Source organism: Pararhodobacter sp. SW119 (assembly GCF_017811755.1).
In the GTDB taxonomy this organism is placed as follows: domain Bacteria; phylum Pseudomonadota; class Alphaproteobacteria; order Rhodobacterales; family Rhodobacteraceae; genus Pararhodobacter.
This window is the reverse complement of record NZ_JADDJF010000010.1, coordinates 84,855-111,658: the sequence shown is the minus strand read 5'-3', so window position 1 is coordinate 111,658 and position 26,804 is coordinate 84,855. Positions and strand designations below refer to the sequence as shown.

The 26,804-nt window shown below is 66.1% G+C and carries 24 protein-coding genes; 9 read left to right on the top strand and 15 right to left on the bottom strand.

What is annotated here, in order from left to right:
- From IM708_RS08780 to IM708_RS08770, 3 genes are all read right to left on the bottom strand, one after another.
- The coding region (locus IM708_RS08780; RefSeq protein ID WP_209426107.1) for a transposase at nucleotides 1-702 on the bottom strand (702 nt) is incomplete at its 3' end.
- A 34-nt stretch (nucleotides 703-736) separates the two neighbouring features.
- Entirely contained in the window at nucleotides 737-1,408 is a 672-nt protein-coding gene (locus IM708_RS08775; protein WP_209426105.1) for an SOS response-associated peptidase, read from the bottom strand.
- A gap of 42 nt (nucleotides 1,409-1,450) precedes the next feature.
- Nucleotides 1,451-2,500 carry a zinc ABC transporter substrate-binding protein gene (locus IM708_RS08770; RefSeq protein WP_209426103.1) on the bottom strand — a complete coding sequence of 350 codons (1,050 nt, stop codon included), beginning with the start codon at nucleotides 2,498-2,500 and terminating at the stop codon, nucleotides 1,451-1,453.
- A 121-nt stretch (nucleotides 2,501-2,621) separates the two neighbouring features.
- On the opposite strand from IM708_RS08770, the gene IM708_RS08765 reads away from it, so the two are divergent.
- From IM708_RS08765 to IM708_RS08755, 3 genes are read left to right on the top strand one after another with little or no spacing between them, the layout of a single operon-like run.
- On the top strand, nucleotides 2,622-3,119 hold the full coding sequence (locus tag IM708_RS08765; RefSeq protein WP_209426101.1) for a Fur family transcriptional regulator: 498 nt from the start codon (nucleotides 2,622-2,624) through the stop codon (nucleotides 3,117-3,119).
- Complete coding sequence (locus tag IM708_RS08760; RefSeq protein WP_209426099.1) at nucleotides 3,116-3,880, top strand: metal ABC transporter ATP-binding protein; 765 nt, start codon at nucleotides 3,116-3,118, stop codon at nucleotides 3,878-3,880. The genes IM708_RS08765 and IM708_RS08760 overlap by 4 nt, the downstream gene beginning before the upstream one ends.
- Entirely contained in the window at nucleotides 3,873-4,679 is an 807-nt protein-coding gene (locus IM708_RS08755; protein WP_209426125.1) for an iron chelate uptake ABC transporter family permease subunit, read from the top strand. Before IM708_RS08760 ends, IM708_RS08755 begins: the two co-directional genes overlap by 8 nt.
- Before the next feature lie 106 nt (nucleotides 4,680-4,785).
- Here IM708_RS08755 and IM708_RS08750 read toward each other — a convergent pair whose 3' ends face one another.
- From IM708_RS08750 to IM708_RS08705, 10 genes are all read right to left on the bottom strand, one after another.
- On the bottom strand, nucleotides 4,786-5,721 hold the full coding sequence (locus IM708_RS08750) for a glyoxylate/hydroxypyruvate reductase A (protein WP_209426097.1): 936 nt from the start codon (nucleotides 5,719-5,721) through the stop codon (nucleotides 4,786-4,788).
- Nucleotides 5,718-6,866: a rod shape-determining protein RodA gene (gene rodA, locus IM708_RS08745; protein WP_209426095.1), complete on the bottom strand. Its 1,149-nt coding sequence runs from the start codon at nucleotides 6,864-6,866 to the stop codon at nucleotides 5,718-5,720. The genes IM708_RS08750 and rodA overlap by 4 nt, the downstream gene beginning before the upstream one ends.
- Complete coding sequence (gene mrdA, locus IM708_RS08740) at nucleotides 6,863-8,812, bottom strand: penicillin-binding protein 2 (RefSeq protein WP_209426093.1); 1,950 nt, start codon at nucleotides 8,810-8,812, stop codon at nucleotides 6,863-6,865. The genes rodA and mrdA overlap by 4 nt, the downstream gene beginning before the upstream one ends.
- Nucleotides 8,809-9,348, bottom strand: coding sequence for a rod shape-determining protein MreD (locus IM708_RS08735; protein ID WP_209426091.1), 540 nt, complete (start codon nucleotides 9,346-9,348; stop codon nucleotides 8,809-8,811). The genes mrdA and IM708_RS08735 overlap by 4 nt, the downstream gene beginning before the upstream one ends.
- Nucleotides 9,341-10,270 carry a rod shape-determining protein MreC gene (mreC, locus tag IM708_RS08730; RefSeq protein ID WP_209426089.1) on the bottom strand — a complete coding sequence of 310 codons (930 nt, stop codon included), beginning with the start codon at nucleotides 10,268-10,270 and terminating at the stop codon, nucleotides 9,341-9,343. The genes IM708_RS08735 and mreC overlap by 8 nt, the downstream gene beginning before the upstream one ends.
- A 29-nt stretch (nucleotides 10,271-10,299) precedes the next feature.
- Nucleotides 10,300-11,337, bottom strand: a complete 1,038-nt coding sequence (locus IM708_RS08725; RefSeq protein WP_209426087.1) for a rod shape-determining protein — start codon at nucleotides 11,335-11,337, stop codon at nucleotides 10,300-10,302.
- Nucleotides 11,338-11,520: 183 nt separating this feature from the next.
- A complete protein-coding gene (locus IM708_RS08720) occupies nucleotides 11,521-13,083 on the bottom strand; it encodes a 2-isopropylmalate synthase (RefSeq protein WP_209426085.1) in 1,563 nt (520 codons plus the stop codon).
- Nucleotides 13,084-13,318: 235 nt separating this feature from the next.
- The gene (locus tag IM708_RS08715) at nucleotides 13,319-13,876 is read right to left on the bottom strand and encodes a hypothetical protein (RefSeq protein ID WP_209426083.1); all 558 of its coding nucleotides are present in this window, start codon (nucleotides 13,874-13,876) and stop codon (nucleotides 13,319-13,321) included.
- 125 nt (nucleotides 13,877-14,001) lie between these two features.
- Nucleotides 14,002-14,175, bottom strand: coding sequence for a hypothetical protein (locus tag IM708_RS08710; protein WP_209426081.1), 174 nt, complete (start codon nucleotides 14,173-14,175; stop codon nucleotides 14,002-14,004).
- 80 nt (nucleotides 14,176-14,255) lie between these two features.
- Nucleotides 14,256-14,789 carry an acyl-CoA thioesterase gene (locus tag IM708_RS08705; protein ID WP_209426079.1) on the bottom strand — a complete coding sequence of 178 codons (534 nt, stop codon included), beginning with the start codon at nucleotides 14,787-14,789 and terminating at the stop codon, nucleotides 14,256-14,258.
- A 208-nt stretch (nucleotides 14,790-14,997) separates the two neighbouring features.
- On the opposite strand from IM708_RS08705, the gene IM708_RS08700 reads away from it, so the two are divergent.
- Both IM708_RS08700 and mnmH read left to right on the top strand, forming a co-directional pair.
- A complete protein-coding gene (locus tag IM708_RS08700; RefSeq protein WP_209426077.1) occupies nucleotides 14,998-15,654 on the top strand; it encodes a hemolysin III family protein in 657 nt (218 codons plus the stop codon).
- A gap of 67 nt (nucleotides 15,655-15,721) precedes the next feature.
- Nucleotides 15,722-16,780, top strand: coding sequence for a tRNA 2-selenouridine(34) synthase MnmH (gene mnmH, locus IM708_RS08695; protein ID WP_209426075.1), 1,059 nt, complete (start codon nucleotides 15,722-15,724; stop codon nucleotides 16,778-16,780).
- A gap of 4 nt (nucleotides 16,781-16,784) precedes the next feature.
- On the opposite strand, the gene IM708_RS08690 is transcribed toward mnmH, so the two are convergent.
- On the bottom strand, nucleotides 16,785-18,707 hold the full coding sequence (locus IM708_RS08690) for a D-alanyl-D-alanine carboxypeptidase family protein (RefSeq protein WP_348524957.1): 1,923 nt from the start codon (nucleotides 18,705-18,707) through the stop codon (nucleotides 16,785-16,787).
- 284 nt (nucleotides 18,708-18,991) lie between these two features.
- Between IM708_RS08690 and IM708_RS08685 the strand changes: the two genes are divergently transcribed.
- From IM708_RS08685 to IM708_RS08675, 3 genes are read left to right on the top strand one after another with little or no spacing between them, the layout of a single operon-like run.
- Entirely contained in the window at nucleotides 18,992-19,717 is a 726-nt protein-coding gene (locus IM708_RS08685; protein ID WP_209426073.1) for an ABC transporter ATP-binding protein, read from the top strand.
- Nucleotides 19,714-22,077, top strand: coding sequence for an ABC transporter permease (locus IM708_RS08680; protein ID WP_348524956.1), 2,364 nt, complete (start codon nucleotides 19,714-19,716; stop codon nucleotides 22,075-22,077). Before IM708_RS08685 ends, IM708_RS08680 begins: the two co-directional genes overlap by 4 nt.
- Nucleotides 22,078-22,086: 9 nt before the next feature.
- Nucleotides 22,087-23,298: an HlyD family efflux transporter periplasmic adaptor subunit gene (locus tag IM708_RS08675; protein WP_209426070.1), complete on the top strand. Its 1,212-nt coding sequence runs from the start codon at nucleotides 22,087-22,089 to the stop codon at nucleotides 23,296-23,298.
- 34 nt (nucleotides 23,299-23,332) lie between these two features.
- Here the strand turns inward: IM708_RS08675 and IM708_RS08670 are convergent, their stop codons facing one another.
- Nucleotides 23,333-23,884: a thioredoxin family protein gene (locus IM708_RS08670; RefSeq protein ID WP_209426068.1), complete on the bottom strand. Its 552-nt coding sequence runs from the start codon at nucleotides 23,882-23,884 to the stop codon at nucleotides 23,333-23,335.
- Nucleotides 23,885-23,967: 83 nt separating this feature from the next.
- Here IM708_RS08670 and IM708_RS08665 point away from each other — a divergent pair, with 83 nt between their 5' ends.
- Nucleotides 23,968-26,628 carry a cation-transporting P-type ATPase gene (locus IM708_RS08665; protein ID WP_209426066.1) on the top strand — a complete coding sequence of 887 codons (2,661 nt, stop codon included), beginning with the start codon at nucleotides 23,968-23,970 and terminating at the stop codon, nucleotides 26,626-26,628.
- Nucleotides 26,629-26,804 lie beyond the last annotated feature (176 nt).

Below are 26,804 nucleotides of genomic sequence, written 5' to 3'. Positions count from 1 at the left end.
CTTCGACCCCTTCTTCACCCAACGTGCATCGGGATCGGCGCTGAAATGCATGTCCGGAGCATCCGCGGCGTCCCCCTCGGCTCGGTCCTGTGGTGGGTCGATATGGCTGCGCGGCCGCGCGGCGCTTTCAACCAAGGTGGCGTCGATGATTGCGGTCTCTGCGGCCTTCAGCTTGAGCCCGTGATGTTCGAGCTGGCGGCAAACTTCGGCCAGCAGATCATCGTAAACCCCACCTTTGACCAATGCGTTGCGAAACCGGCAATGAGTGGTCTCGTCCGGCACCGGCGCATGCAGGCCGAGCCCGCAAAACATCATGAAATCCAGCCGCACCTTGAGGGCACGTTCCAGTTTCGGGTCCGACAGCCCGTGCCACTGGCCGATCAGCAGGCACTTCAACAGCACCAGCGGATCGAAGCCCTGCGGCCCGATCCCCGAACGCCCCAGACCACGTGTCAGAATCGGTGAGACCGCCCGCCAGTCGATCAGCGCATCGATCTTGGAAAGCACATGGTCATCACCAATCCGATCTGCCGCTTCGCGTAGGAAAAGGTCCATCGTCCCCCCGGAAATCATGCTGGCAAACCATACCAAAGCAGAAAACCAGCGGGAATCCTCAGTTATGCAGAGGTCTTTCGGAACGCAGACACCGCCGATTTTATACAGCAAAATCATAAAACTAGAGAAATGCGCGCATGCGCGCACGGCCGCTTCTGCCCCCCGCGCGCGTGCGCTCCCCTCAACTCGGGCTTGAAACGGGCTCGATCAGCTCTGGCCCCTCTGCCCGGTTTGAATTGACCTCCGTCCCGACCCGATGGAAAGCCAGCGCCCCGTCGGGCAGGGGGCGCATCAGTCGGGCCGCGCCGTGCCCTTCCTCGCCCAGCCACAGCGCCCAGTCCCCGGGCTCCAGGATCACCGGCACGCGGTCGTGCAACTCGGCCATACCCCCCACGGCGGCGCAAGTCACGATGGCGCAGGTCCCCACCCGTGATCCCTCGGGTCCGTGCCAGACCTGCCAGACGCCCGCCATCACCAGCGGCGCGTCGTCGGCACGCTGGATGAACCAGGGCAGCCGCGCCTCGCCCTCCTTCGTCCATTCGTAGAAGCCTGTGGCGGGGATCAGGCACCGCCGCGCGCGTGCCGCCTCGCGAAAGGCGGGCTTTTCGGCCAGCGTCTCGGACCGGGCGTTGAACAGCAGCGGACCGTCGGTCGGGTGCTTGTACCAGCGCGGGATCAACCCCCAGCGCATCGGCCCGTAATGCCGCGTGCCCTCGCGGCTGATGACCGCTGCCACGGGTTGCGTCGGACAGACATTGTAGCGCGGCACCGGCGGCAGATCGTTCGCCGGCGCCGCGCCGAAGAGCTGCACCATCGCCTCGTCAGGCAGCGTGATCGCGAACCGGCCGCACATCCTGGCAACAGGCCATAGCGACCCGCCCGGGTCAAGCTGCGCTCAGTCTTCGGTCACGCAGCTCGCGATCGCGGTGGCCATCTCGCGCATCAGGCTCGGATAGAGTTCCGCGCCTGGCTCAAGCATCACCCCGGCAGGGTCCAGCGGATCGCCGATTTTCAGCCCGCTGCCCTCGCTGACAAGGTTCACATAGGCATCAGCATGATTGACCTCCGGAAAGACGCAGACGGCGCCAATGTCGGACAGGCTTGCGCGGATCGCCGACAACCGCGCGGCACCGGGATCTGCGGCATCTCCCAGCGCGATCGTGCCGAGGATATTCAGACCGAATGCGGTCGCAATGTATCCGTAGGCATCATGGTACATCACCAGCCCGGCATCCCCGACCGGGGCCAGTTTCTCGGCAATCTCTGCCTGCATGGCGAGAATGCGATCCTTGCCCGCATCGGCGTTCGCGCGATAGATCTCGGCATTCTGCGGGTCCAGATCCGCAAGCGTCGCCGCAATCGCATCAAGCCAGACGACGGCGTTCTGCGGCGCCATCCATGCGTGCGGGTCAAGCCCCACGTGCTCATGATGATGTCCGGCGTGGTCTTCATCGGCACGATCATGCGCTTCATGGTCATGATTGTCGTCATGGCCGTGTTGATGATGCACATCATGTTCGCCGTGATCGTCATGCCCATGGTCGTGGTCACGCGCCACAGACGCCTCCGCACCAGTCAATCGCGACTCCCGAAAGTCCTGCAGTTCGATCCCACCGACTTCCAGCAACTCAAGCGCCGCGCCGCCCGACAACGCGTCCACGGTACGCGACATCCACGGCGACAGGTCGGGACCCATCCATACCACCAATCCTGCTTGCGATACCGCCCGCGCCTGGGACGGGCGAAGCTGGAAGTGATGCGGGTCACCGCCGCGGTCCAGCAAGAGCGAAGGGGTGGCGAGTTCGCCCACCACCGTCGCGACCAGTGAATGCGTCACCGGCAGGTCGGTGACAATCTCAGGCGGGCCGGCAAAGGCGGCATGGGGCCCGATCGCGACGAATATGGCGGCGAGGCTAGCGCTACGGCGCAAGCTGCGGTAACGCATCTTGAGTTCTCCGTGGTTTGGCAGTGGTTGCCATGGGATTTAATGGTAATATTATTACATGTCAATTGCGAGCTGATCGGCAATGTCGCCGATGTTCCGCTCGTCGACGGGAAAGATCTAAATGAGCAAACCGCTCGAATCCGATCACGGCGCGCAAGTCGGACCTGGTCCGGCGATTTCGCGCGCCGAAGTTCAGCTGCGCGCGCAGGGTCTGCGGTTGACGCCGGTCCGCCGACGCACTCTTGAAATCCTGTTGGAAGCCTCGGGCGCGATAGGCGCCTACGACGTGCTGGCGCGGCTGGCTGCCGACGGATTCGGCAGTCAGCCCCCCGTTGCCTATCGCGCGCTTGATTTTCTGGTCGAGCATGGTCTCGCCCATCGCTTGCGTCGGATCAATGCCTTTACCGCCTGCAGTCACCCCGGCGAGACACATCACGCAGCTTTTCTGATCTGCCGGATATGTCGCCGCGTCGATGAACTCCACGCCGGGCACTTGCGACAGATGCTGGTTCAAGACGCTCATGCAGCGGGATTCGCCGTGGAGCGCACGAGTCTGGAAGCCAGTGGTCTATGCGCGGATTGCCAAGGTCAGGACGTATCGGACGAGGGTGTCGAATGATCGCACCGCTGATCCGCATGGCTGGCGTTTCCGTGGCTTACGGGAATGCCGCCCCTGTCTTGAGCCGCATCGATTTTGTGTTAAATGTCGGCGAAATCGTGACGATCGTTGGCCCGAACGGGTCAGGAAAGTCCACTTTTCTCAAGGCCGCGCTTGGAATGACGAAGCCATTGGTCGGCACGGTTGAGCGGGAAAATCGTTTGCGTATCGGGTATGTGCCGCAGCGTCTTCACCTTGACCCGAGCCTGCCCTTGACAGTTGCGCGCTTCGTGAAGCTCGGTCAGTTTCTCGACCGTAACAGCATCGATTCGCTGCTCAGCCGTGTCGGTGTGCCAGGTGTCGCCGATCGGGATCTGGCGACACTTTCCGGCGGCCAGTTCCAGCGGGTGTTGCTGGCGCGGGCGCTGGCAGGCAAGCCTCAGCTTCTGGCCCTGGATGAGCCGACGCAGGGACTCGATCAACCCGGCATCGCCGCCTTCTACCGCCTCATCGAAGACGTCCGACGGGAACTGGGCTGCGCGGTACTACTGGTCAGCCACGACTTGCACGTCGTCATGAGCGCCTCAGACCGGGTCTTGTGCCTGAACGGGCATATCTGTTGCCAAGGAACACCAAGCGCCGTCTCGGCCGCTCCAGAGTACCGGGCGCTTTTCGGCCTGGGAACCGGGGGGGCGCTGGCGCTTTATCAGCACAATCATGACCATGCGCACGACCACCCTGACCATGCCGCGGCGCATGAGGTGCATGTTCATGATCCTTGACGACTTCATGCTGCGCGCGCTCCTGGCGGGGGCGATGGTCGCAGCGGCATCTGGACCGCTGGGTTGCTTCGTCATCTGGCGGCGGATGGCTTACTTCGGGGATGCGACGGCACACGCCGCCATTCTCGGCGTTGCACTGGCGCTTGCTTTTTCGATTTCAGTTTTTCTCGGCACGCTGGCAACTGCGCTCTTGATGGCGGTCCTCGTCTCCACGCTGGCTGGGCGCGGCTGGGCGATGGATACGACCTTGGGCGTTCTGGCGCATTCGGCGCTGGCGCTGGGATTGGTCGCGGTATCATTTCTGCCTGCCGTGCGCGTCGATCTGACGGCCTATCTCTTTGGAGATATCCTGACAGTTTCCTGGTCCGAACTCTGGGTGATCGGGGCTGGAGCCATGGCCGTCCTTGGCTTGCTCCTCTGGCGATGGCGCAGTCTCCTGACCGCGACGATCAGCGAGGAACTGGCGCAAAGCAATGGTATCCGCCCCGATCTGGAGCGGCTTGTCCTGACACTCGCACTGGCGATCACGGTTGCGGCCTCGCTGCGGGTGGTGGGCGCGCTGCTGATCGCGGCGATGTTAATCGTGCCGGCCGCGGCGGCGCGGGTCTACGCCCGATCCCCCGAGGGGATGGCGATCCTCGCGGTCTTGCTTGGCTGGATTGCAGTCTCCGCCGGCTTGGGTCTCTCGCTGAGCCTCGACACGCCCGCTGGGCCAAGCATCGTGACCGCTGCTGCGGCGATTTTCACTGGCTCGGTTGCGGGCGCCGGTATCTGGCAGCGGTTGCGCCGGCATGATTGATCGGTCCGACTTCACGATCACGATCTTTGCGAATGTCCGCGTCGGCGCAAGTCCGGTTATGTGCATGCCGATGATACCGATGCAAAGAACCGCGACATCATCCGTTTCAGTACCCGGCTTCGCGGTCCACAAGGTGCATCAACGGCTCGCCGGCAAGACCGCGGCGGACATTTTCGGCAATCACGCGTGAGGCGGTTTCCGGTCGCGTGTCGGCAGCGATGTGTGGGGTTACCGTGACGCGCGGATGACTCCAGAAGGGATGTTCGATGGGCAAGGGCTCGGTTCGGAACACGTCAAGCGTGGCGTGCCCGACTTGGCCGGAATTGAGCGCGCCCAGGAGCGCGTCGTCGTCGATCAGTGACCCGCGACCGGGATTGATGATTGTCGCACCCTGCTGCAGCAGTGCGAGTCGCCTTGCATCGAGGATGTTCTCGGTGGCAGTGGTCGCAGGTAATAATGTCACGACAATCTTCGCACGCCTCAGCACTGCGCTTAGGCCCTCATCCCCATGGTAGCAATCTACATCCTGTAGCGTCTTTTCACTCCGACTCCATCCCATGACGGGAAAACCGATTGTCGCCAATGTGTTTGCACAAGCCGCGCCCAATTCGCCCAGACCCAAGATGCCGACCGGGCGCTTGGTTGCCAGCGGTGGCGCCACCGGATTCCAGCGCCCGTTCTGCGAACGAAGGATGGCATCCAGCCCGAGGTGATGACGCAGCACGTGGCCAGTGACGTACTCGACCATTCCCTGAGTCAGTCCGGGGTCGACCATACGGCAAAGCGGCTGGGTCAAGGTGGTGTTGCTGGCGATCCGCTCCACTCCTGCCCAGAGGCTGAGGACAGCGCGGCATCGAATGAACGGGGTGAAGTCGGCAGGGATGTCGCCACTCGGGGCGTAGACAATGAAATCGACTGTTTCGGGCGCTGCCGAGGTCGTCAGATCAGCATGGATACCGGATTCTTCAAGGGCGCGGCGAAGCGGCGCCTCCCATATTGGCCAGCGCGCCGCACCACCGGCAAAAAGGATCGTTGTGTTCATCCGCGCTCCTTCGGGCGATGGATACAGGCGCTTTGCACAAGGCCGAATCCGATCAGGATCATCAGCATCGCCGAGCCGCCGAACGATACCAGCGGCAGCGGTACACCCACGACCGGTGCAAGCCCCATGACCATTGCCATGTTGACAGCGAAGTACAGGAAGAAGTTGCCGGCGACCCCGAGAATCAGCAGCGAAGCGAAGCGATTCTGACTTTGGAGTGCGGCGACGACACAGGTCACCAGAATTGCCAGATATAGCACCAGAAGCGATATCGCGCCGACGAACCCAAACTCCTCGGCCAGTGTGGTGAAGATGAAATCGGTATGCTTTTCCGGCAGGAAGTTCAGCCGGGATTGTGTGCCCTGCATGAACCCGCGTCCGGACCAGCCGCCCGAACCCAGTGCAATCATCGCCTGGTTGATATGGTAGCCCGCGCCCAATGGATCCAGCGTGGGGTCGAGGAAGCTGTCGATGCGTCGATACTGGTAGTCCTTCAGGAGTTGCCATTCAGTCCCGCGCGACGCAACGACGGCAGAAACGAGCCCCCCCGCAGCGGCAACCAGGACGCCGAAGTACCAGAGGCTGACGCCCGCGAAGAAAATCACCAGCCCGCCACCCCCCAGGATCAGCAGCGCGGTTCCAAGATCTGGCTGACGAAGCACCAGACCAACAGGGATCAGTACGATCATCACCGCGACCAGGACCCAGAACGGATGCGATGTGCGTCGGATATCCAGCCAGTCATAATAGGCGGCCATTGCCAGGATGACCGTGATCTTCGCCATTTCCGATGGTTGCAGCCGGATCGGTCCCAACTCCAACCAGCGTTTGGCGCCCATGCCGAGCGAGCCGAAGAATTCGACCCCCAGGAGCAGCAGGATCGAAACGGCATAGGCCAGCCCCGCCATCGAGCGCCAGAACCAGAGCGGAACGAACGCGATGGCGAACATCAGCGCCAAGCCACCGGCAAAGCGCTTCATTTGCGGTTCGGCCCAACGCGAGAGGTCACCGCCCGCTACCGAATAAAGCATCAGGAAGCCGACGCAGGCGACCGCCACCAGCAACAGAACCAGCGGCCAGTTGAGGTGCAGCACCTTGCGCAGCCCGGTCGGCGTGATCTTGACGTTATATTCCAGATAGCTCATGCGCGACTGCTGGTAGTGGCAGGACCGGTCAGCGGGCCAACCTTGGCGGCTAGTTCGCGGAGCATTGCTTCGATCCGGTTGCGCTGGGGCTGCGGGTAGGCTTCAAGCGGTGGCAACCCGCCGGTCTGCGCGGCGAGGACGACGTCGCGCCCGATCGGGGCCGCGGCCGAGGAGCCACCGCCGCCGTGCTCGACCACCACTGCCACGGCATAGCGCGGCGCGGTTTCGGGCGCAAAACAGACAAACAGAGCGTGGTTTCGCCGGTTCCACGGCAACTGGTCCTGTCGCCGCACGCCCGCCGCCCGTTCGGCAGCTGTAATCGAGAACACCTGGCTGGTGCCTGTCTTGCCGGCCATTCGCAGATCGGTCTGTACCACGCGGGAGGAATATGCAGTGCCCCGTTGATGGTTGGTGCATTCGGACATGCCACGTTGGATCAGGTTCAGTGCGGTGCCCTGGAGGCCCAACGGCGGTGCCTCGGGCGTCGGCACCTCGACGCCGTCGATGGCATGCAACAGGCGCGGCACAATCTCTCGGTTGCTGGCCAGACGTGCCGTCATCACTGCAAGTTGCAGGGGCGTCGATAGTACGAACCCTTGGCCGATCGAGGCGTTGACTGTATCGCCGACCAGCCACTCCGCGCCCCGGCGCGCGCGTTTCCACTCGCGCGAGGGATTGAGGCCGGTCGACATGGCCGAGACGGGGATTTCGAAGCGCTGGCCCATGCCGAGCTTTTCCGCCATCGCGTACATCCGGTCGATACCAACACGTTGGGCGAGTTCGTAGAAGTAAACGTCGCAGGATTCCGACAGCGCCGGGATCAGGCTCATCCTTCCGTGTCCGCCACGCCGCCAGCAATGGAACCGCCGACCGGCGACATCCATGTGGCCGGGGCAGAAGACGCGCTCGTCGGGCGAGGCGAGGCCGGCCTCGAACGCTGCGAGCGCGGTGACCATCTTGTAGGTCGAACCGGGTGGATAGGCACCCTGAACCGCCTTATTCGACATCGGTCGGTAATCGTTTTCGCGCAGGGCATTGAAGTCAGGCACCGAGATTCCACGGACGAACAGGTTCGGGTCGAATGACGGCGCCGAAACCAGCGCCAGGACATTGCCTGTCGGGATCTCCATGACTGCCACCGCCGCGCTTTCACCCTCCAGTCGGGCAAGGGTGAAGGCTTGAAGGTTGCGGTCGAGCGTAAGCTGGACATTCAACCCGGCATCACCTTCCTGGCGATCAAGCTCGCGCATTTCGCGCCCGAGCGCGTTGACCTCCACGCGCCGATGGCCGGCGCTGCCGCGCAGGCTGTCCTCCAGTTCGCGCTCGACGCCGACCTTGCCGATCTGGAAGCGCGGGATCATCAGGACCGGCTCGGGGTTATCCAGCGCGGCCAGATCATTTTCGGAAACCGGGCCGACATATCCTACGGAATGGGCAAACTCTTCGCCGAAAGGATAATGGCGGGTCAGGCCGACCTCCGGCGTGACGCCGGGCAGGGCGGGCGCATTGGCCGCCACGCGCGCCACCTCTTCCCAACTCAGCCGGTCGGCGATGGTAACCGGCACAAAGGGGCGATGCCGGGATATGTCGCGCATTGCCCTTTCTATTTCTTCTTCGGTCAGCGGAATGAGCTGTGCGATCCGCTCCAATGTGGCACGCGGATCGAGCGCCTCCTCACGGATCAGAACGACGCGATAATTTTGTGCGTTACCCGCCAGAATCACACCGTTGCGGTCCTGGATCAGGCCGCGCGCCGGCGGCAGGAGGCGGATGTTGACCCGGTTTTCTTCGGCGAGCAGACGGTATTGATCGGATTCCGCAACCTGAAGATGGCGCATGCGCAAGACCAGCGCACCCGCGAAAAGAAGCTGCGCGCCACCAATCATCGCCGCGCGACGCGAGATGACGCGGACGCTCTCCTCCGTATCCTTCTTCGGCCGCTTCACAGCTTGCGTCCCAACTCGTCGACTTCGCCGGTTGCCGGCTTTCGGATGCGAAGCACGAAATGCAGCACAAGCACCACCGCCGGATATGACGCTACTGTGAGGCCAAGCTTCATCAGGCTCAAGTCCAGTGGATCCTGCGGTAGCATCACAATCGCGATGACCAGACGATAAGCCAGCGTCATGGCCAAAAGGACACCTGTCACCATCGCCCATTCCAGCATAAACGTGATCTCGCGCACGACCGAATGGCGTGCGCGCAGAAACTCGGTCCCCACCAGAACGAGGAGCGCCCAAAGGCCGGGCGGGCGGAGCATCATCAGATCCTCGACCAGCCAGACAAGCGCGATCGCCAGTGCCGGAAGATGCGCGGGCCGGCGAAGCACCCATGCCATGGTCAGCACCAGGATCACATCGGGCCCGGGATGGCCTCCCGGCGACAGGTCGATTGGTAGAATGCGCAGGAAAAGCGCCAAACCGACCAGCAGCAGCCAAAGGGCCAGATGGCCGAGTATGTCGAGGCGCGCGACCTCAGTCATTCGGTAGGGTTCCTGCCAGGGGCTCGGGCTGCTCGGACGGGTCAAGCGGTCGTCCCTCGGCGTCCAGGGGACGCAGAAGCGTACCCGGCGCTTCGATCCGTTCTGTCGGGCGCGACCGCAACACACGCAGGAAATCCAGCCGCCCGTAATCCGCGGCCAGTCGGACCCGCAAGCGTCTATCTGTGCCCTCCAAGACTTCTCCGACCAGCAGTCCCGCCGGGAAGACGCCACCATCTCCAGCGCTGACCACGCGGTCTCCGGGGCGGATTTCCTCCGGTGCTTCAAGAAACTCCAGAACCGGCATGGGACCGTTGTCCCCACTCACGATTGCTCGCTGCCCGGAGGGCTGAACGATCACGGGTGCGCGGCTGTTCGAGTCTGTAAGCAGGATCACCCGGGAGGAGCGTTGACCGACCCCGGCGATCCGTCCCGCAAGCCCAAGGCCGTCCATAACCGCCCAGCCGTCCACAATCCCGTCGTGCCCACCGACGTTAATCAGCACCGACTTTCGAAACGGCGAACCGGAATCAGCCATGACAACGCCGGTCACATGCGTCAGCTGCGGGTCCAGGCGGACCTGGGTCAGGTCCAGAAGCTGCGCGTTCCGCTGTTCAAGCTGCAACGCGGCCTCTCGCCAGGCGCGCATCTGCTGCAATTCGCGCCTGAGTTCTTGGTTCTGTTCGTAGATGCGGGCGTAGGATCGGAAATCCTCGACCATTCGGCTGACGCGGGTAACCGGGGCCATGGCCCAGTCCATGTTCGGGACTACAGTGTCGATGAAGGCGGTACGGAACCCCTCGACCCGCGGGCTGTCGATGCGCCACACAAGGAAAAGCCCGCCCAGCAGAATGACAAGTACCGCCAGCACCAGCCGGCGAACCGGGCGGACATAATCGGGATCGTTGGTTCGATCGCTCGCCAAAGGACTGACCTCGATCGGCTGTCAGCCGGTCAACTCTCGTAGTCGATCGCGTGACGCAGCTGTTTTTCGTATTCAAGCGCCTTCCCGGTGCCAAGCGCCACGCAATTGAGCGACTGATCGGCGACGGTGATGATTAGGCCGGTCTGTTCACGCAGTGCAAGGTCCAGATCGCCCAGCAGCGCGCCGCCGCCCGTGAGCATGACACCGCGGTCGACGATATCTGCTGCCAGATCCGGCGGTGTCGCCTCAAGCGCGATCATCACCGCCTCACAGATGACCTGAACGGTCTCGGACAGCGCTTCCGCGATCTGGCCCTGGGTGATTTCCAGTTCCTTCGGCACGCCGTTCAGCAGATCGCGACCGCGGATCGTCATGGTCATGCCGCGTCCGTCATCGGGCATCCGTGCGGTACCGATCGTACATTTGATCCGTTCGGCCGTCGACTCGCCGATCAGCAGGTTCTGCTGGCGACGCAGGTAGGAAATGATCGCTTCATCCATCCTGTCCCCACCGACACGCACCGAGCGTGCGTAGACGATGTCGCCCAGTGAAAGGACTGCGACCTCGGTCGTCCCCCCGCCCACATCGACGACCATCGAGCCGGTGGGATCGGTGATCGGCATGCCCGCCCCGATCGCCGCCGCGATGGGTTCCGAGATCAGACCCGCCCGCCGTGCGCCCGCTGACAGCACCGACTGCCGGATCGCGCGCTTTTCCACCGGGGTCGCGCCGAAAGGCACGCAGACGATGACCTTGGGCTTCGAGAAGGTCGTGCGCCGGTGCACCTTGCGGATGAAGTGCTTGATCATTTCTTCGGCGACGTCGAAATCGGCGATGACGCCGTCGCGCATCGGCCGGATCGCCTCGATCGAGCCGGGGGTGCGGCCAAGCATCAGCTTCGCATCCTCGCCCACCGCCAACACCTGCTTGCGCCCGTCCTTCACGTGATACGCGACGACCGAGGGTTCGTTGAGGATGATCCCGCGTCCCTTGACATAGACCAGCGTGTTGGCTGTCCCGAGGTCGATGGCCATATCCGAGGAAAACAGGCCGGTGAGTCCGAACATGTTGCGAAAGTCCCATAAATACGACTCGCCCCGCGGGTCGCGGGGCAAGAATCGTGCCCTTATAGGCGTCCGGGGGCTGGGGCGTAAAGGGGCGGGGGACGGACGATCGGCGCTTCTCTGCCGGGTGGTCCGGTCCCGACACGCCGCGCGCCCGACCTTCGCCCGCCGAGGGCGTGCGCCGGTTCAGCTTGCCGACTGCATCAGCGCGGAATTGTCGGCCCGGTTCCGGTGCAGGTAGAGCTTGTTGAGCGCGTTCACATAGGCCTTGGCCGAGGCAACGACGGTGTCCGTATCCGAGGATTGGCCGGTATAGACTCGCCCGTCCTGTTCCAGCCGAACCGACACCGTCGCCTGCGCATCCGTGCCCTCGGTCACCGCGTGGACCTGATAGAGTTCCAGTTTCGCCCCGTGAGGGTAGAGCATCTTGATTGCGTTGAAGGTCGCGTCCACGGGGCCGTCGCCGGTGGCGTCGATGGTCTTTTCCGTCTCGCCGATCTGCAGCGACATCTCGGCTTCCTGGGGGCCGTCAGTGCCGCAGACCACACGCAGCCGGCGTAACTGGATGTGATCGTCCTCGCCCGTCGATGCGGTGTCCTGGATCAGCGCGATCAGGTCGTCGTCATAGACCTCTTTCTTGCGATCGGCGAGCGCCTTGAACCGCACGAAGACATCCTTGAGTTGGTTGTCGCCCAACTCAAAGCCCAGTTCGCTCAGCTTCGAGCGCAGCGCCGCGCGCCCCGAATGCTTGCCCATCACCAAGCTTGTGGAGGCCAGCCCCACATCCTCGGGGCGCATGATCTCGAAGGTTTCCTTGTTCTTCAGCATCCCGTCCTGGTGAATGCCGGATTCGTGCGCAAAAGCATTCTTGCCGACGACGGCCTTGTTGTACTGGACGGGAAAGCCCGAGACCGCCGCGACGAGGCGGCTGATCTGCATGATCTTCGTCGTGTCGATCCCGGTCTGGTAGGGCATGATGTCGTTGCGTACGCGCAGCGCCATCACCACCTCTTCCAATGCGGTGTTGCCCGCGCGCTCGCCCAGGCCGTTGATCGTGCACTCAACCTGCCGGGCGCCGGCCTCCACCGCGGCCAGCGAGTTCGCCGTCGCCATGCCCAGGTCGTTGTGGCAGTGGGTCGAAAAGATGATCTCTTCGGCCCCCTGCACGCGCTCGCGCAGCATGCGGATCAGATCGGCCGACTCGCGTGGCGCGGTATATCCAACGGTATCGGGGATGTTGATCGTGGTGGCGCCAGCCTTGATCGCCGTCTCGACCGTACGACACAGGAAATCGTGTTCGGTCCGCGTCGCATCCATCGGCGACCATTGGATATTGTCGCAAAGGTTGCGCGCGTGCGTCACGGTGGCATGGATGCGCTCGACCATGCCGTCCTGGTCCAGCGCGGTGATGTCGCGGTGCAGTGGCGAAGTGCCGATGAAGGTGTGAATGCGCGGTCTGCGCGCGTGCTTCACCGCTTCCCAGCTGCGGTCGATATCGGTCAGATTGGCGCGCGACAGGCCGCAGATCACCGCGTTCTTCGCAACCTGGGCAATGGCTTTCACCGCCTCGAAATCGCCCTCCGAGGCAATGGGGAAGCCGGCCTCGATGATATCGACCCCCATCTCGTCAAGAAGGGTGGCGATTTCCAGCTTCTCCTTGTGGCTCATGGTCGCGCCGGGCGACTGCTCGCCGTCACGCAGCGTCGTGTCGAAAATCAGAACGCGGTCCTGTTCGGAAGTCATGGTCATGGGGTGTCTCGTTCAGCTTTGGATCCTTGAGCGGGCGATGGGCGCTGGCTACCTCTGAGCGGTCGCGCCCGTAGGCACGCTCAGAGGCCGCTAAGGAGCAGAAGTCCGGACAGGCGGGCGACCGCCGCGCGATGTGCGACGCCACGAGAGGCGATATGCGGACGGTCCTGAACCATGAAGGTCAGTCTACACGCGGGTGCCAGCGAAAGAAAAGGGCAAATTCGTCAGCTCAGGATCAAGCGGGAAAGAGCCGTTCTGCCGGCAGGTAGAACGCGAGCCGTGCGGCCGCGACCCATTCCCGTTCTTCCCAGGTGTCGCCGACAAGGACCGTGCCCGCGCGCGACCAGCCACCAGCGCTCCGCGCATCCGCCATCGCCCGCGCGATCTCGGGCCAGGCGGCGAAGGCGCGCGGGGCCGACGTCGCGTGATCAAGCAGCCCCTCTGCGGCTCTCGTCACCTGTGCGGGGGCCAGCGGCGCGCGCGCGAGGGCGGCACGGCCGGCACGATGCAAATCGGCCATACGGGTTCTCCGGTCTGCGGGCAGCGCCGGATGCGGCGGCAAAAGCCGCAGCGCATTGCTGGAAAAGAGGAACGCTACGACATCGTGTCCCGACGCCGCGCGGATCGAGGCGTAAGTGCGATAATCAAGCCCGATCTCCGTGGCCCGCTTCACGCGCAGGCGGACCACCTCGATCGGCAGGCTTGGCAAAAGCGCCTCGCGCGACGTTTTCCAGCAGTGGTGCCGCCAGCCAAAGCCGCGCTCCAGCGACGGCCCGCCATTATGACCAAGCATATTCCGCGATCCCTGTTCGTTGCCCCCAAAGGCTACGGGATTCGCGCGGTCGCGGAAGGCACGAAACGCAGAACCGCCCCCGCAGCAGGCTACGGGGGCGGGCGGCAGTGACGTTCTGCTGCTTTTTATGGCAGGGCCGGAATTTCGATCCGCGGCATTTCACCGGTCAGCGCATCCAGAAAAGCAACCTGATCGTCGAGTTCGTGCCCTTCGAAGTCATGCCCCAGGATCTGCTGGCCCATCAGATTCACCGCATCCGCCTGACTGCGTTGCGCAAGCGTGACCACCTTCGGCGCCAAGCGCCATAATTCAGGTCAAGGAAGTGAATTGATAAGTGTCAGTTCGAGGGCAAATGCGCTGCGATTTACCCCGGACCAGTTCAGTCCTGCATCGGTGGCCAAGGCCGTTTCGCGTCGGCATCGATCCAGCCGGCGATCCAGGCGGGCAGGGCGGGGGCGTGTTCCGGCCCGTTCAACGCCGCGATCAGATGCGCCGGCGCGACGATCCCTTCAGGTCCGGTGATCGCCTGACGCAGCAGTACATGGTTCAGCGCCTCGTTGCCGCGCCACATCGATTGTTCCACATAAAGAAAGCGGGCATCCCAACCGACTAGACGCGAATGCATCTTCACCTCGTGAAAGACCCGCACGCGACGCCGGTAGCGCACGGTTGATCCCGCCACGGTCATGCCCCAACCCTTACGGGACAGGACAGCGGGCAATCCGAGGCGAACGGTCAGGGGGATTCGGCCCAAATCGTAGAGGGTCAGGGTGCGGCCGTTGTTCAACTCCCACCAGACATCCAGATCCCACGGCCAGCAGATGTGATGCGAGACATGCGTGCCGAAAAGCTCCAGCTTCGGCATGCGACGGGCGAGCATCGCCTCCTTCACCATTCGAATGACCGGATACATGGCGCCCCCCAGTTCTTTCCTCCGCCGCGTGGACCATGCACCCTGCCTCAGGTCAAGCCGGTGCGCGCCTTCGCCAGCCAGATTGCCTTGCCTCCGGCCAATGTAACGAACGGTTCACCATGTCGTGCCAACCTGCATAAACCCTGTCGCCTGCGTTGCGGACCCGGCGATCGAGGGGTAGAATGATGGCGTTTCAGGAAATGGTACCATGCCTTTCGTGCCCACCCCGCGTTCCGGTTATTCCCGCGCCGAGTTCATCTCGGACGCCGTGGTCCATGTGGCGGGGCTGGCGCTGGTGCTGATGGCGATCCCGGTGCTGATCGTGGTGACCGCCATGCTCCGTGGCGATACCTCCTCGATCGTCGGTGTCAGCATCTACGGCGCGGCCATGCTAGCCATGATCGCCTGCTCTGCGCTCTACAACATGACGCCGGGCACGGCGCTGGCGTGGCTTTACCGCCGGCTCGATCATTCGGCGATCTATGTCAAGATTGCCGGCACCTACACGCCCTTCACGCTGATCTCCGGCCAAGGGTTCACGCTGACCGCGGGGGTCTGGGCGGCGGCGGCGCTGGGCGTCGCGCTGAAGATCGTCGCGCCCGAACGGTTCCGGTGGCTGGCTCTCTCGCTCTACCTCGGAATGGGCTGGGCGGGCCTTGTCGCCGGGCAGGCGCTGATCGCGGTCCTTCCCATGCCGGTACTCGTCCTGATGGTCATCGGCGGGCTGCTCTATTCGGGCGGCGTCGTCTTCTACCTTTGGGAAAGGCTGCCTTTCCATACCACCATCTGGCATGTCTTCGTGCTGGCTGCGACCTTTGTGTTCTACGCTGCGGTCGTCACGCTGGTCGTTCTCGGCAGAACCTGAGAAGCTGGTTTCGGCCGCACGCCGCGCACGATAAGAGGGCGCGACGCATCCGAAACCGGCCCACTCCATGAAAACCGTTCGCCTGTCAGCGCTTTCCGATCTCGACGACCTGCCGTTCGACGAGGTGATTGACGCCCGCTCGCCCGCCGAATACGCCGAGGACCATCTGCCCGGCGCGATCAGCCTGCCAGTTCTGGGCGATGCCGAACGCGCGCAGGTGGGCACGATCTATACCCGTGAAAGCCGCTTTGCCGCGCGTCGGCTGGGTGCGGCACTGGTTGCGCGGAACGTGGCGCAACATCTTCAGACCCGGCTGGCGGACCAGCCTGCGCGGTACCGGCCGCTGATCTACTGCTGGCGCGGCGGTCAGCGCTCGGGCGCCTTCGCGACGATCCTGGCGCAGATCGGCTGGCAGGTGGGCGTGCTCGAGGGCGGTTGGCGCAGCTACCGCCGGCTGGTGGTGCAACAGCTTTACGAGACCCCGTTTCCCGCTCCGGTCTGGCTGCTCGACGGCAATACCGGCACCGCCAAGACCGCCATTCTGCAGCGTGTCGCGGAACTTGGCGGGCAGGTCATCGACCTCGAGGGTCTGGCGGCGCATCGCGGCTCGCTTTTCGGGCAGGCGCCGGGCAGGGTTCAGCCGAGCCAGAAACGCTTCGAAAGCGCGCTGGCCCAGGTGCTCGGCCGCCTCGACCCGTCGCGCCCCGTTCTGATCGAGGCCGAATCGAGCCGGATCGGCAAGCTGCGTCTGCCGCCCAAGCTGTGGCTGGCCATGTGCGCCGCCCCTAGGATCCGGATCGAGGCGCCGCTCGCCGCGCGTGCGCGCTGGCTTGCGCATGCCTATGCCGATCTGGTGGCGGATCGGGATGCCTTGCGTACACGGATCGACGCGCTCGCCCCGTTCCATTCCAGGACGCGCATTTCGGAATGGCAGGGCCTTGCGCGGGCCGGCGCATTCGAGGCATTGGCAGCGGAACTCATGCAGGCGCACTACGACCCGCGCTATACGCGAGCGCGATTGCGCCCCGGCAAGGACGCGGGGACCGAGGAAGTCCTGTCCACCCAGGATCTGACCCCCGACACCATCGACCGGGTGGCAGCGAAACTGCGCGCCCGGCTTCGATGACGCCTCAGGGGTGGATCACTTCGCAGGCCTGGCCGCGGGCGCTTAGCCGCAGGCAGGCGATTTCGGCCTCTTCCTCGGTCAGGCTGTGAATTCCGGCGACAAACCGACCGGCGCGCTGGTTCACACGACGCAGGCCCGTGCTCAGGATCGCGGTTTCCGCAAGGGCGGCGCGGATGGCGACGCGTTCGGCATCGTAGCGCGACGGATGCAGACCCAGATCGATCGACCAGATCCGCCCGCCCGAAGTCGAGACGCGCGTCACCACCTCGGGGAGGGCAGCGCGTCCGGCAATCTGCGTCGCGTCGGGCGTGTCGGCCTGTTCGGTCGTTGTCAGCAGGATCAGGCCCTCCGTCACGGTGGCTGCACGGGCTGCGACCTCGGCCAGCGGCGCTTCGTCGCGCCAAAGGATCGTCGCGCCGGCGACTTCGCTCGTCGGGGGCGCCTCTTCGATTTCCGGGGCAAGCGCGGCCACGATTTCGACAGGCGCTTCGGTGGTTGCCGCGATCATGTCGGTGGGTTGGGCGGTTTCTTCACGCGCATCGCTTTCGCTTGCGGCGTCCTCGCTTGTGGCGACCAGTTCAACCGGCCGCGGCTCCGGTGTGACGGCCGCCAAGGCTTCTTCAGCCTCCGGCGCATCGTCGAGTGCGGAGTCGCTGTCTGACGGCAAAGCGTCTTCCGGCACGGCCACATCGGCAGTCAGCGCAGCGTATCGATCCGCGTCGATCACGCGAAAGCCGGCAGCTTCGGCCGCGTCAGGCGCGGCTTCGATTTCCAGTGCGGCCAGGGCCGTCTCGGGCGCTTCGGGCCGGGGTGGCGGCGGGCTGACGGCTTCGGCCGCGCTTCCCTGTGCGGGATCGGCCGCGGCTTCCGGCGCGGCGGCCGCTGTAAGTGCTTCGCTGATACCGCTTTGCAGGCTTGCGATCAGCGCATCCGGAACATCGGGCACGCTCGGGTCGGGCCGACGCTGCGGTGTCGGGCTGCGGGTCGGGGCCAGGTTGCGCCGGGCGGCGCTTCCGGCGGAAGCGTCGGCAACCGCGACCGGGCGGGTGTTCGTGTAGTCGGGCGGGGCAGGGCGACGCACCGCCACCCGCGAGGGTGCCTGCCGGAAGCCGCGGTCCATCAGTTCCACGATCCGGTTGTGGCGGTCGATCGTGGACCGACCGCCGAACACGACAACGATGATCCGCGTGCCGCCCCGTTCCGCCGAGGCCGCAAGGTTGTAGCCTGCGGCGCGCGTGTAGCCGGTCTTGATCCCGTCCGCACCGCGATAGCCGTCCAGGAAACGCCAGTTGGTGTTGCGGACGCGCGCGATGCCCGCATCCTCGGTCCGGCGCGAGAAGAGATTATAGTACTGCGGATAATCGAAGTAGAGTTGCCGCGCCATGATCGCCATGTCGCGCGCCGACGAAAGATGCCCGTTCTCGGTCAGGCCGTGCGCATTGCGAAATGTCGTCTGCGTCATGCCCATCGCCGCGGCGGTGCGCGTCATGCGCGCCGCGAAAGCCTCGACCGAGCCAGAGATCGCCTCGGCGATCGCAGTCGCGGTATCGTTGCCCGATCGCAGCGCCGCGCCGCGGATCAGGTAGCGCAGGGAAATGCGCTGGCCGGGCCGCAAGCCAAGCTTCGAGGGAACTTCCGATGCGGCGCGCCGGCTGATCGTGACCTGCGTGTCGAGAGAGATCTCGCCGCGCTGCACAGCCTCGAACGCGATGTAGAGCGTCATCATCTTGGTCAGAGAGGCCGGGTGCAGGCGCGTTCGGTCGTTGACTGAGTGCAGGATTTCGCCGTTTCGCGCATCCATGACGACCGCTGCGAAGGGCGCCGCTGCTGCGCGTTCCGAATACACCACGAATGTCGCCAGCAACCAGAACACCGCGAAGACTGCGGTGCCGCATTGGTTGGGGGGACGCCTGTAAAGCGCTGCCACCTTGCCTGTCCTTGCCTCTGGGTGCCCCAGTCTGTCGCGGGGCTTTTGTATCGTGTTAGAATAGCACAGTGGTCGACACCCGAAAAGCACGGAATTTCAAGCTGTTTTATGCTTTCCCTTAACCAGTCAAAGATGTTGCGTCGGGGGTGCATTCCGGCACCATATCTCGCTTCAGGCCGTTGCGTGGATGGGCGCTGCCGCGTGCGCTGCATCGGTCGCACAACCGGCTCGATGACTTTGCGCTGTGTCAAGGAGGGGTCCGCGCCGTGCGGCTATCAGACACCATGCGCGACGAATCGCTGAAACATGGCCCGGTCTTCCGGGTCGAAGGCATAACACGGGTCTTCCGGACCGGGACGGTCGAGGTGCACGCCCTGCGCGGCGTCGACCTGGAACTGGCCGAGGGCGAGATGATCGTTCTGCTCGGCGCCTCAGGCTCGGGCAAGTCGACGTTGCTCAACATCCTCGGCGGTCTCGACCAGCCGACCGAGGGGCGCGTCCTCTTCCGCGATCAGGACCTGACCCGCGCCAGCGATGCCAGGCTGACCGCGTTCCGGCGCGACCACGTCGGTTTCGTCTTTCAGTTTTACAACCTCGTGCCCAGTCTCAGCGCCCGTGAAAACGTGGCCCTCGTGACCGAGATTTCCAGAAATCCGATGTCGCCGGAAGAAGCGCTGGACCGCGTCGGCCTCAAGCACCGGATGGACCACTTCCCCGCAGAACTCTCGGGCGGCGAGCAGCAGCGCGTCGCCATCGCCCGCGCCATCGCCAAGCGGCCCGAGGTGCTGCTCTGCGACGAGCCAACCGGGGCGCTCGACAGCAAGACCGGCATCCAGGTGCTCGAGGCGCTGGACGAGGTCAACCGCGACCTCGGCACCGCCACGATCCTGATCACCCACAACGCCGACATCCAGCGCATCGCCGAACGCGTCGTCGTGCTGGCCGATGGAAAGGTCATTCGCGACGAGGCCAACCCCGACCGCATCGCCCCCTCGCAGGTGTCGTGGTGAGGGCGCTGGACCGCAAGATGCTGCGTGACCTGCGCCAGATCTGGGCGCAGGCCGTCGCCATCGCGCTGGTGCTGGGCTGCGGCATCATGCTGATGGTCGGCGCCCAGGGCACGCAACGCTCGCTGGAAGAAACGCGCGCCGCCTATTACGAGCGGTTCCGTTTTGCCGACATCTTCGCCCAGGCCACCCGCGCCCCCCGCGCGCTTCTGGCCGAGATCGGCGCGCTCGACGGCGTCGCACTGGCCGAAGGGCGGGTCACCTTTCACGCGGTCCTCGATGTCGCCGGAATGGACCAGCCCGCCAGTGCACAGGTCCTTTCGCTGCCGGCGGATGGTGCGCCGCTCCTGAACGTGCCGCTTCTGCGCAGCGGCCGCCTGCCCGACCCCCGCCGCCCCGACGAGGTGCTGATCAACGAACCCTTCGGCGCCGCGCATGATCTGGTGCCCGGCAGCCGGTTTCGCGGCATCTTCGACGGCCAGCTGCGCGAACTCACCGTCACCGGCTGGGTCCTCTCGCCCGAATTCGTCTACACCATCGCCCCCGGCGCGGTGATGCCCGACGACCGCCGCTTCGGCCTGATCTGGATGAACGCGGCGGCAGCCGCCAGCGCCGCCGGCATGGACGGGGCGATGAACGACATCGCGCTCTCGCTGACCCGCGGCGCCGACCGCCGCGCGGTGATCGACGCGCTCGACCGCCTGCTCGACCCCTATGGCGGCACCGGCGCCTTCGGCCGCGACCGACAGGGCTCGCATTCGTTTCTCGACAGCGAACTCGAACAACTGGGCGCGCTGGCGCGGTTTCTGCCCCCCATCTTCCTGATCGTGGCGGCCTTTTTGGTCAACATGGTGCTGGGCCGGCTGATCGCCATCGAACGCCCGCAGATCGGCCTGATGCGCGCCGTCGGCTACACCCGGGCCGAGGTCGCGCTGCACTACCTGAAGCTCGCCGGGGTGATCGGCCTGCTGGGCATCCTGCTCGGCTGGGGCTTCGGCTGGTGGATCGGCAACGCGATGCTCGCGCTCTATGGCGATTTCTTCCGCTTCCCCTTCCTTCTGCGCAACCCCGGCACGGCGGCGGCGGCGGTCTCTGCCGGGCTGGGGCTGGCGGCGGTGCTTCTGGGCGCGGCGCGCGCGGTGCTTGCCGCGCTGCGCCTGCCCCCGGCCGAGGCGATGTCGCCTCCCGCGCCGCCGGTCTTTACCCGCGGCTGGCTCGACCGCGTGCTGGGCGCGATCCGACTGCGCCAGACGACGATGATGATCTTCCGTTCCATCATCCGCTGGCCGGGGCGCGCGGCGATCACGCTTTTCGGCGTCGCCGCCTCGGTCGCGGTGCTGGTGGCGTCGTATTTTCTCTTCGACGCGATGCAGGTGGTGACCGACCGCACCTTCGGCCAGGGCAACCGGCAGCAGATCACGCTGACCCTGAACCAGGCGCAGCCGCTGGCGGTGCTGGACGATGCGCTGGCGCTGCCCGGCGTGCGCGCGGTCGAGGGCGCCTTTGCCGTGCCGGTCCGGCTGGTCAACGGCCACCGCGACCGGCTCAGCGCGCTGCAGGGGCACTTCGCCGGGGCCGAACTGGCGCGGCTGATGGACGATGTCGACGGCGCCGTCGCCCTCCCGGCCGAGGGCGTGGTCCTGCCCGCGCTTCTGGCCCGCGCGCTGGATGTCCGCCCCGGCGACCGGCTGCGCATCGAGCTTCTGGCCGCCCCGCGCGAGGTTCTGGACCTGCCCGTCGCCGCCATCATCCGCCAGGGCCTGGGGCAGGAGGCGCATGTCGCCGCCCCGGCGCTGTTCATGGCGCTGCGCATGTCGCCCCGGGTCAACCAGATCCATCTGCTGGTCGATACCGACCGCATGGACGCGCTCAACGCGCAGATCAAGCGCACGCCCGCCGTCGCCGGTCTGGCCGACTGGGCCGAGGTCCGCCGCCAGTTCGACGCGACGATGTCCGACAACCTGCTGACCATGGTCGCGATCTACACGATCATCGGCGTGCTCATCGCCATCGGCGTCGTCTACAATGCCGCGCGCATCCAGCTTTCCGAACGCGCGCACGAATTGGCCAGTCTGCGCGTCCTCGGCTTTTCCCGCGCCGAGGTGGGCTTCGTGCTGGTGGGCGAGATGATGCTGCTGGCGCTTCTGGCGGTTCCGCTGGGCTGGGTCCTGGGCAGCTGGTTCGCCGCCGGCATGGTCGAGGCCGTTTCGACCGATGTCGTGCAACTGCCCTATGTCGTGTCGCGCCGCACCTACGCGGCGGCGGCGGCCGTCGTGGTGCTGGCCAGCCTCGGCGCGGCGCTGCTGGTGCGCCGGCGGCTCGATCGGGTAAACCTGACAATGGCGCTGAAGGCGCGACAATAGGGGGATGCGATGGCAAGTCTGCGCATGATCGGGATCGGGGTCGGCGCGCTGGCGCTGGCCGGCGCCGTCGTCTGGGCGGTCTGGCCGGAACCCACCGCGGTCGACATGGCCCGCGTCAGCCGCGCGCCACTGCAGGTCACCGTCGGGGCCGAGGGCATCACCCGCGTGCGCGAGCCCTACGCGATCACCGCGCCGATCACCGGCATGACCACCCGCTCGCCCGTGCAGGTCGGCGACCCGGTGACCGAGGGCGACACCGTCGTCGCCATCATCCAGCCCGCCGACCCGGCGCTGCTGGACGTGCGCACGCGCCTTCAGGCCGAAGCCGCCGTGACCGAGGCCGAGGCCGCCGTGCGCCTGGCCGAATCCAATCTGGAGCGCGCGCAATCCACCCTCGATCACGTCACCGCGCAACTGGCCCGCGACCGCGCGCTGGCCGAACGCGGCACCATCCCGCGCCGGATGCTCGAGGATATCGAGGCCCAGCACGTCTCGGCGCGCCAGGGGCTGTCGGCGGCGGAATCCGAACTGGACCTGCACCGCGCGACGCTGGCGCGCACCCGCGCGCAGCTCGTCGGCCCGGCGACCCGCCTGCTACCCGGCGCGGACCCCGGCGATTGCTGCGTCGAGATCGTGGCCCCCCACACCGGCACCGTGCTCGAGGTGTCGGACCTGTCGGCTCGTCTGGTGCAGGCGGGCAGCCCGCTTCTGGTGATCGGCGATCTGACGGATCTGGAGATCGAGCTCGATCTGCTGTCCTCGGACGCGGTGCGCGTGCCGCCGGGCGCGCGGGCGCTGGTCGACCGCTGGGGCGGCGACGGCCTGCTGGAGGCCCGCGTGCGCCGGATTGAACCCGCCGCCTTCACCCGCGTCTCGGCCCTGGGGATCGAGGAACAGCGCGTGCGCCTGCGGCTCGACTTCGACACCCCGCCGGAAGGCCGCAACGGTCTGGGCGACCGCTTCCGCGTCCATGTCCGCGTCGTGCTGTGGGAGGGCGAGGAGGTGCTGCAACTCCCGCAGGCCGCGCTTTTCCGCCACGCCGGCGGCTGGGCGGTCTTCGCGCTCGAGGAGGGTCGCGCCCGCCTGACCCCGGTCGAGATCGGGCATCAGTCCGGCGGGCAGGCGGAACTGCTGGACGGGCTGGCACCGGGGGCGCAGGTCGTCCTCTATCCACCCTCGGCCCTGGACGACGGCGCCCGCGTCCGCCCGCGGGCGGAGTAGGGCGGTGCGCAGCGAAACCCGGCCGCCCCGCGCCTCAGGCCGCGCGCCACTTGATCGAACAGCCGACCGAGGGCGTCTGCTCCGTCGGCCCCTCGCCGGTCTCGGCGATCCGGCTCATCGCCTCGAACAACTCGCGCCGCCCCGACGGGCCGGGATTGCGCCCGCCCTCGTCCAGCCGGCCGCGATACTGCAACTCGCCCGCCGCGTTCAGCCCGAAGAAATCCGGCGTGCAGGACGCGTCCCAGGCCCGCGCCACCTCCTGGCTTTCGTCGTGCAGATAGGGAAAGGGAAAGCCGTGCCGCTCGGCCATCTCGCGCATCCGGTCGAACCCGTCCTCGGGATAGGCGCGCGCGTCGTTCGAACAGATCGCCGCCACCCCGATGCCGATCTCCTGCAGCGCCCGCGCCTCGGCCACGATCCGGTCCAGCGCGCCCAGCACGTAGGGGCAGTGGTTGCAGATGAACATCACCAGCGTGCCCTTCGGTCCGGCGATGTCGCCCAGCGACAGGGTCCGACCGTCGGTCGCCGGCACGCTGAAATCGGGCGCCTTCCAGCCAAAATCGCAAACAGGGGGTTTGGCGGCCATGCGCGCCCTCCTTTGGCTATCATGCCGAACCATCCTGCGCGCCCCGCCCCGGTTGTCAACCGCGCCGCCCCTTCGAGGACGCCATGACCGACACCCAGCCCCACCAGTTCCATGCCCTGTCGGACCAGGATGCGCTGGCCGCGCTCGACGCCGCGCCAGAGGGGCTCAGCGCCCGGCAAGCCGCCGAACGGCTGGAGCGGCACGGCCCCAACCGCCTGCCCGAAAGCGCCCGCCGCAGCCCGCTGATCCGTTTTCTGGCGCAATTCCATAATGTCCTGATCTACGTCCTGCTGATCGCCGCCGTCGTCACCGCGCTGATGGGCCACTGGATCGACACCGGCGTGATCCTCGCCGTGGTCCTGATCAACGCCATCATCGGCTATGTGCAGGAAGGCCGCGCCGAGGCCGCGATGGCCGCGATCCGCTCGATGCTCGCCCCGCGCGCCGCGGTCCTGCGCGACGGCCGCCGCGTCACCGTCGATGGCGCCGACCTGGTTTCCGGCGACGTCGTGCTGCTGGAGGCCGGCGACAAGGTTCCGGCCGATCTGCGCATCCTTCAGGCCAAGGGCCTGGCCGCGCAGGAAGCCATGCTGACCGGCGAATCGGTCCCCGTCGACAAGGGCTCCGACCCGGTGGCCGGGGACGCCGCCCTCGGCGACCGCGCCTCGATGCTCTGGTCGGGCACGCTGATCACCCAAGGCGCGGCGCGCGGCCTCGTCACCGCCACCGGCGAGGCGACCGAGATCGGCCGCATCGGCCGCATGCTAGCCGAGGTCGAGCAACTGACCACGCCGCTGGTGGCGCAGATGGACCGGTTCGCGCGCTGGCTCAGCCTGTTCATCCTGATCGTGGCCGCCCTCTTGTTCGTTTTCGGCTACGTCATTGGCCACTACCCGATGGACGAGCTGTTCATGGCCGTCGTCGCTGTCGCCGTCTCTGCCATCCCCGAGGGGTTGCCGGCGGTCCTGACCATCACGCTGGCCATCGGCGTGCAGGCGATGGCCAGCCGCCACGCCATCGTCCGCCGCCTGCCGGCGATCGAAACGGTGGGCGCGGTTTCGGTCATCTGCACCGACAAGACCGGCACGCTCACCCGCAACGAGATGACCGTGGCCGCGGCCCTCGCCCCCAAGGGTCGCTTCACCGTCACCGGCGAGGGCTATTCGCCCAAGGGCGAAATCGAGGCCGAGGCGGGCGAGATCGCCGACCTTGCGCCGCTCGCCGAAGCCGCACTTCTGTGCAACGACGCAGAACTGCACGACCGAGACTCCGGCTGGGAGGTCGAGGGCGACCCGATGGAGGGCGCGCTTCTCGCCTTTGCCGGCAAGACCTTGGCGAACGGCGCGACCCGCTCCGACTGGGCGCGCCGAGACGCGATCCCCTTCGACAGCCGCCATCGCTACATGGCGGTCCTGACCGAGCGTGACGGCGAACGCGCCGTGCATGTGAAGGGCGCGCCCGAACGCGTGCTGGGCATGTGTACCGAGATGGCGGGCGACGACGGCTTCGACCCGGACCAGTGGCACGCGCGGGCCGATGCGCTGGCCGCCGAGGGGCACCGGGTTCTGGCGCTGGCCACCATGCGAGCCGAGGGCGACGAGATCGACGAGCGCGCGCTCGATGGCGGGCTGACCTTCCTCGGCCTCGTCGGCCTGATCGATCCGCCGCGGCCCGAGGCGATCGCGGCCGTGGCCGATTGCCGCGCCGCCGGCATCTCGGTCAAGATGATCACCGGCGACCATGGCGGCACCGCGCAGGCCATCGCCGCGCAGGTCGGGCTGGCGCATGCCGACCGCGTGCTGACCGGCGCAGAACTCGACGCGATGGACGATGCCGACCTGGCCCATGCCGTGCGCGACACCGATGTCTTCGCCCGCACCACGCCCGAACACAAGCTGCGTCTGGTCAAGGCGTTGCAATCGCACGGGCTGACCGTGGCGATGACCGGCGACGGGGTGAACGACGCGCCGGCGCTGAAGCGCGCCGATGTCGGCATCGCCATGGGGCTCTCGGGCTCGGAAGCCGCGAAGGAGGCCGCCGACCTGGTGCTGGCCGACGACAACTTCGCCTCCATCGCCGCCGCGGTGCAGGAGGGGCGCACGGTCTTCGACAACATCCGCAAGGTGATCGGCTGGACGCTGCCGACGAATGCCGGCGAATCCTCCTCGGTCATCATCGCGCTGCTGATCGGCGTGACGCTGCCGATCACTGCGCTGCAGATCCTCTGGGTCAACATGATCACCGCGGTGACGCTGGGCATCGCGCTGGCGTTCGAGCCGACCGAGCGAGAGACGATGCAGCGCCCGCCGCGCGCCCGGACCGCGCCGCTGCTCTCGGGGGACCTGCTGTGGCATGTGCTGCTGGTCGGCGCGATCTACGCCGCGGCGATCTTCGGCATCTTCACCTGGGCGGTGGATCGCGGTCATGCGACGGACCTGGCGCAGACCATGGCAATGAACACGCTGGTGGTGCTGAAGATCTTCTACCTGTTCCACATCCGCTCGATCCACGGGACCTCGTTCACCTGGGCGGCAATACGGGGCACGCGCGCGGTCTGGATCACGCTGGCGGTGGCGGTCGGCGCGCAGCTGGCGATGACCTACCTGCCGGTGATGCAGTTCGCCTTCGGCACGCAGCCGGTGCCGCTGACCGAGGGGTTGGTGATCCTCGGGCTGGGTGCGGTCTTCTACCTGCTGATCGAGATCGAACGCCAGATCCGCCTCGCCCTGCGCCACCGCGACTGATCCCGTCGCACCGCTGCCGAGAGGCGAGGGCGACGGAAGTGCTCCCGCCCCTCGTCAGGCTGTGCGCGTTCCGCGCACGAACCTTCCTCGCGTTGGGCCGGGCGCCGCGCCCTGCGGGCGCGGCGAAAAGAGGCCCCACCGCAAAGGGCCGGCAACTCGGACCCCCTCCGCCTTCA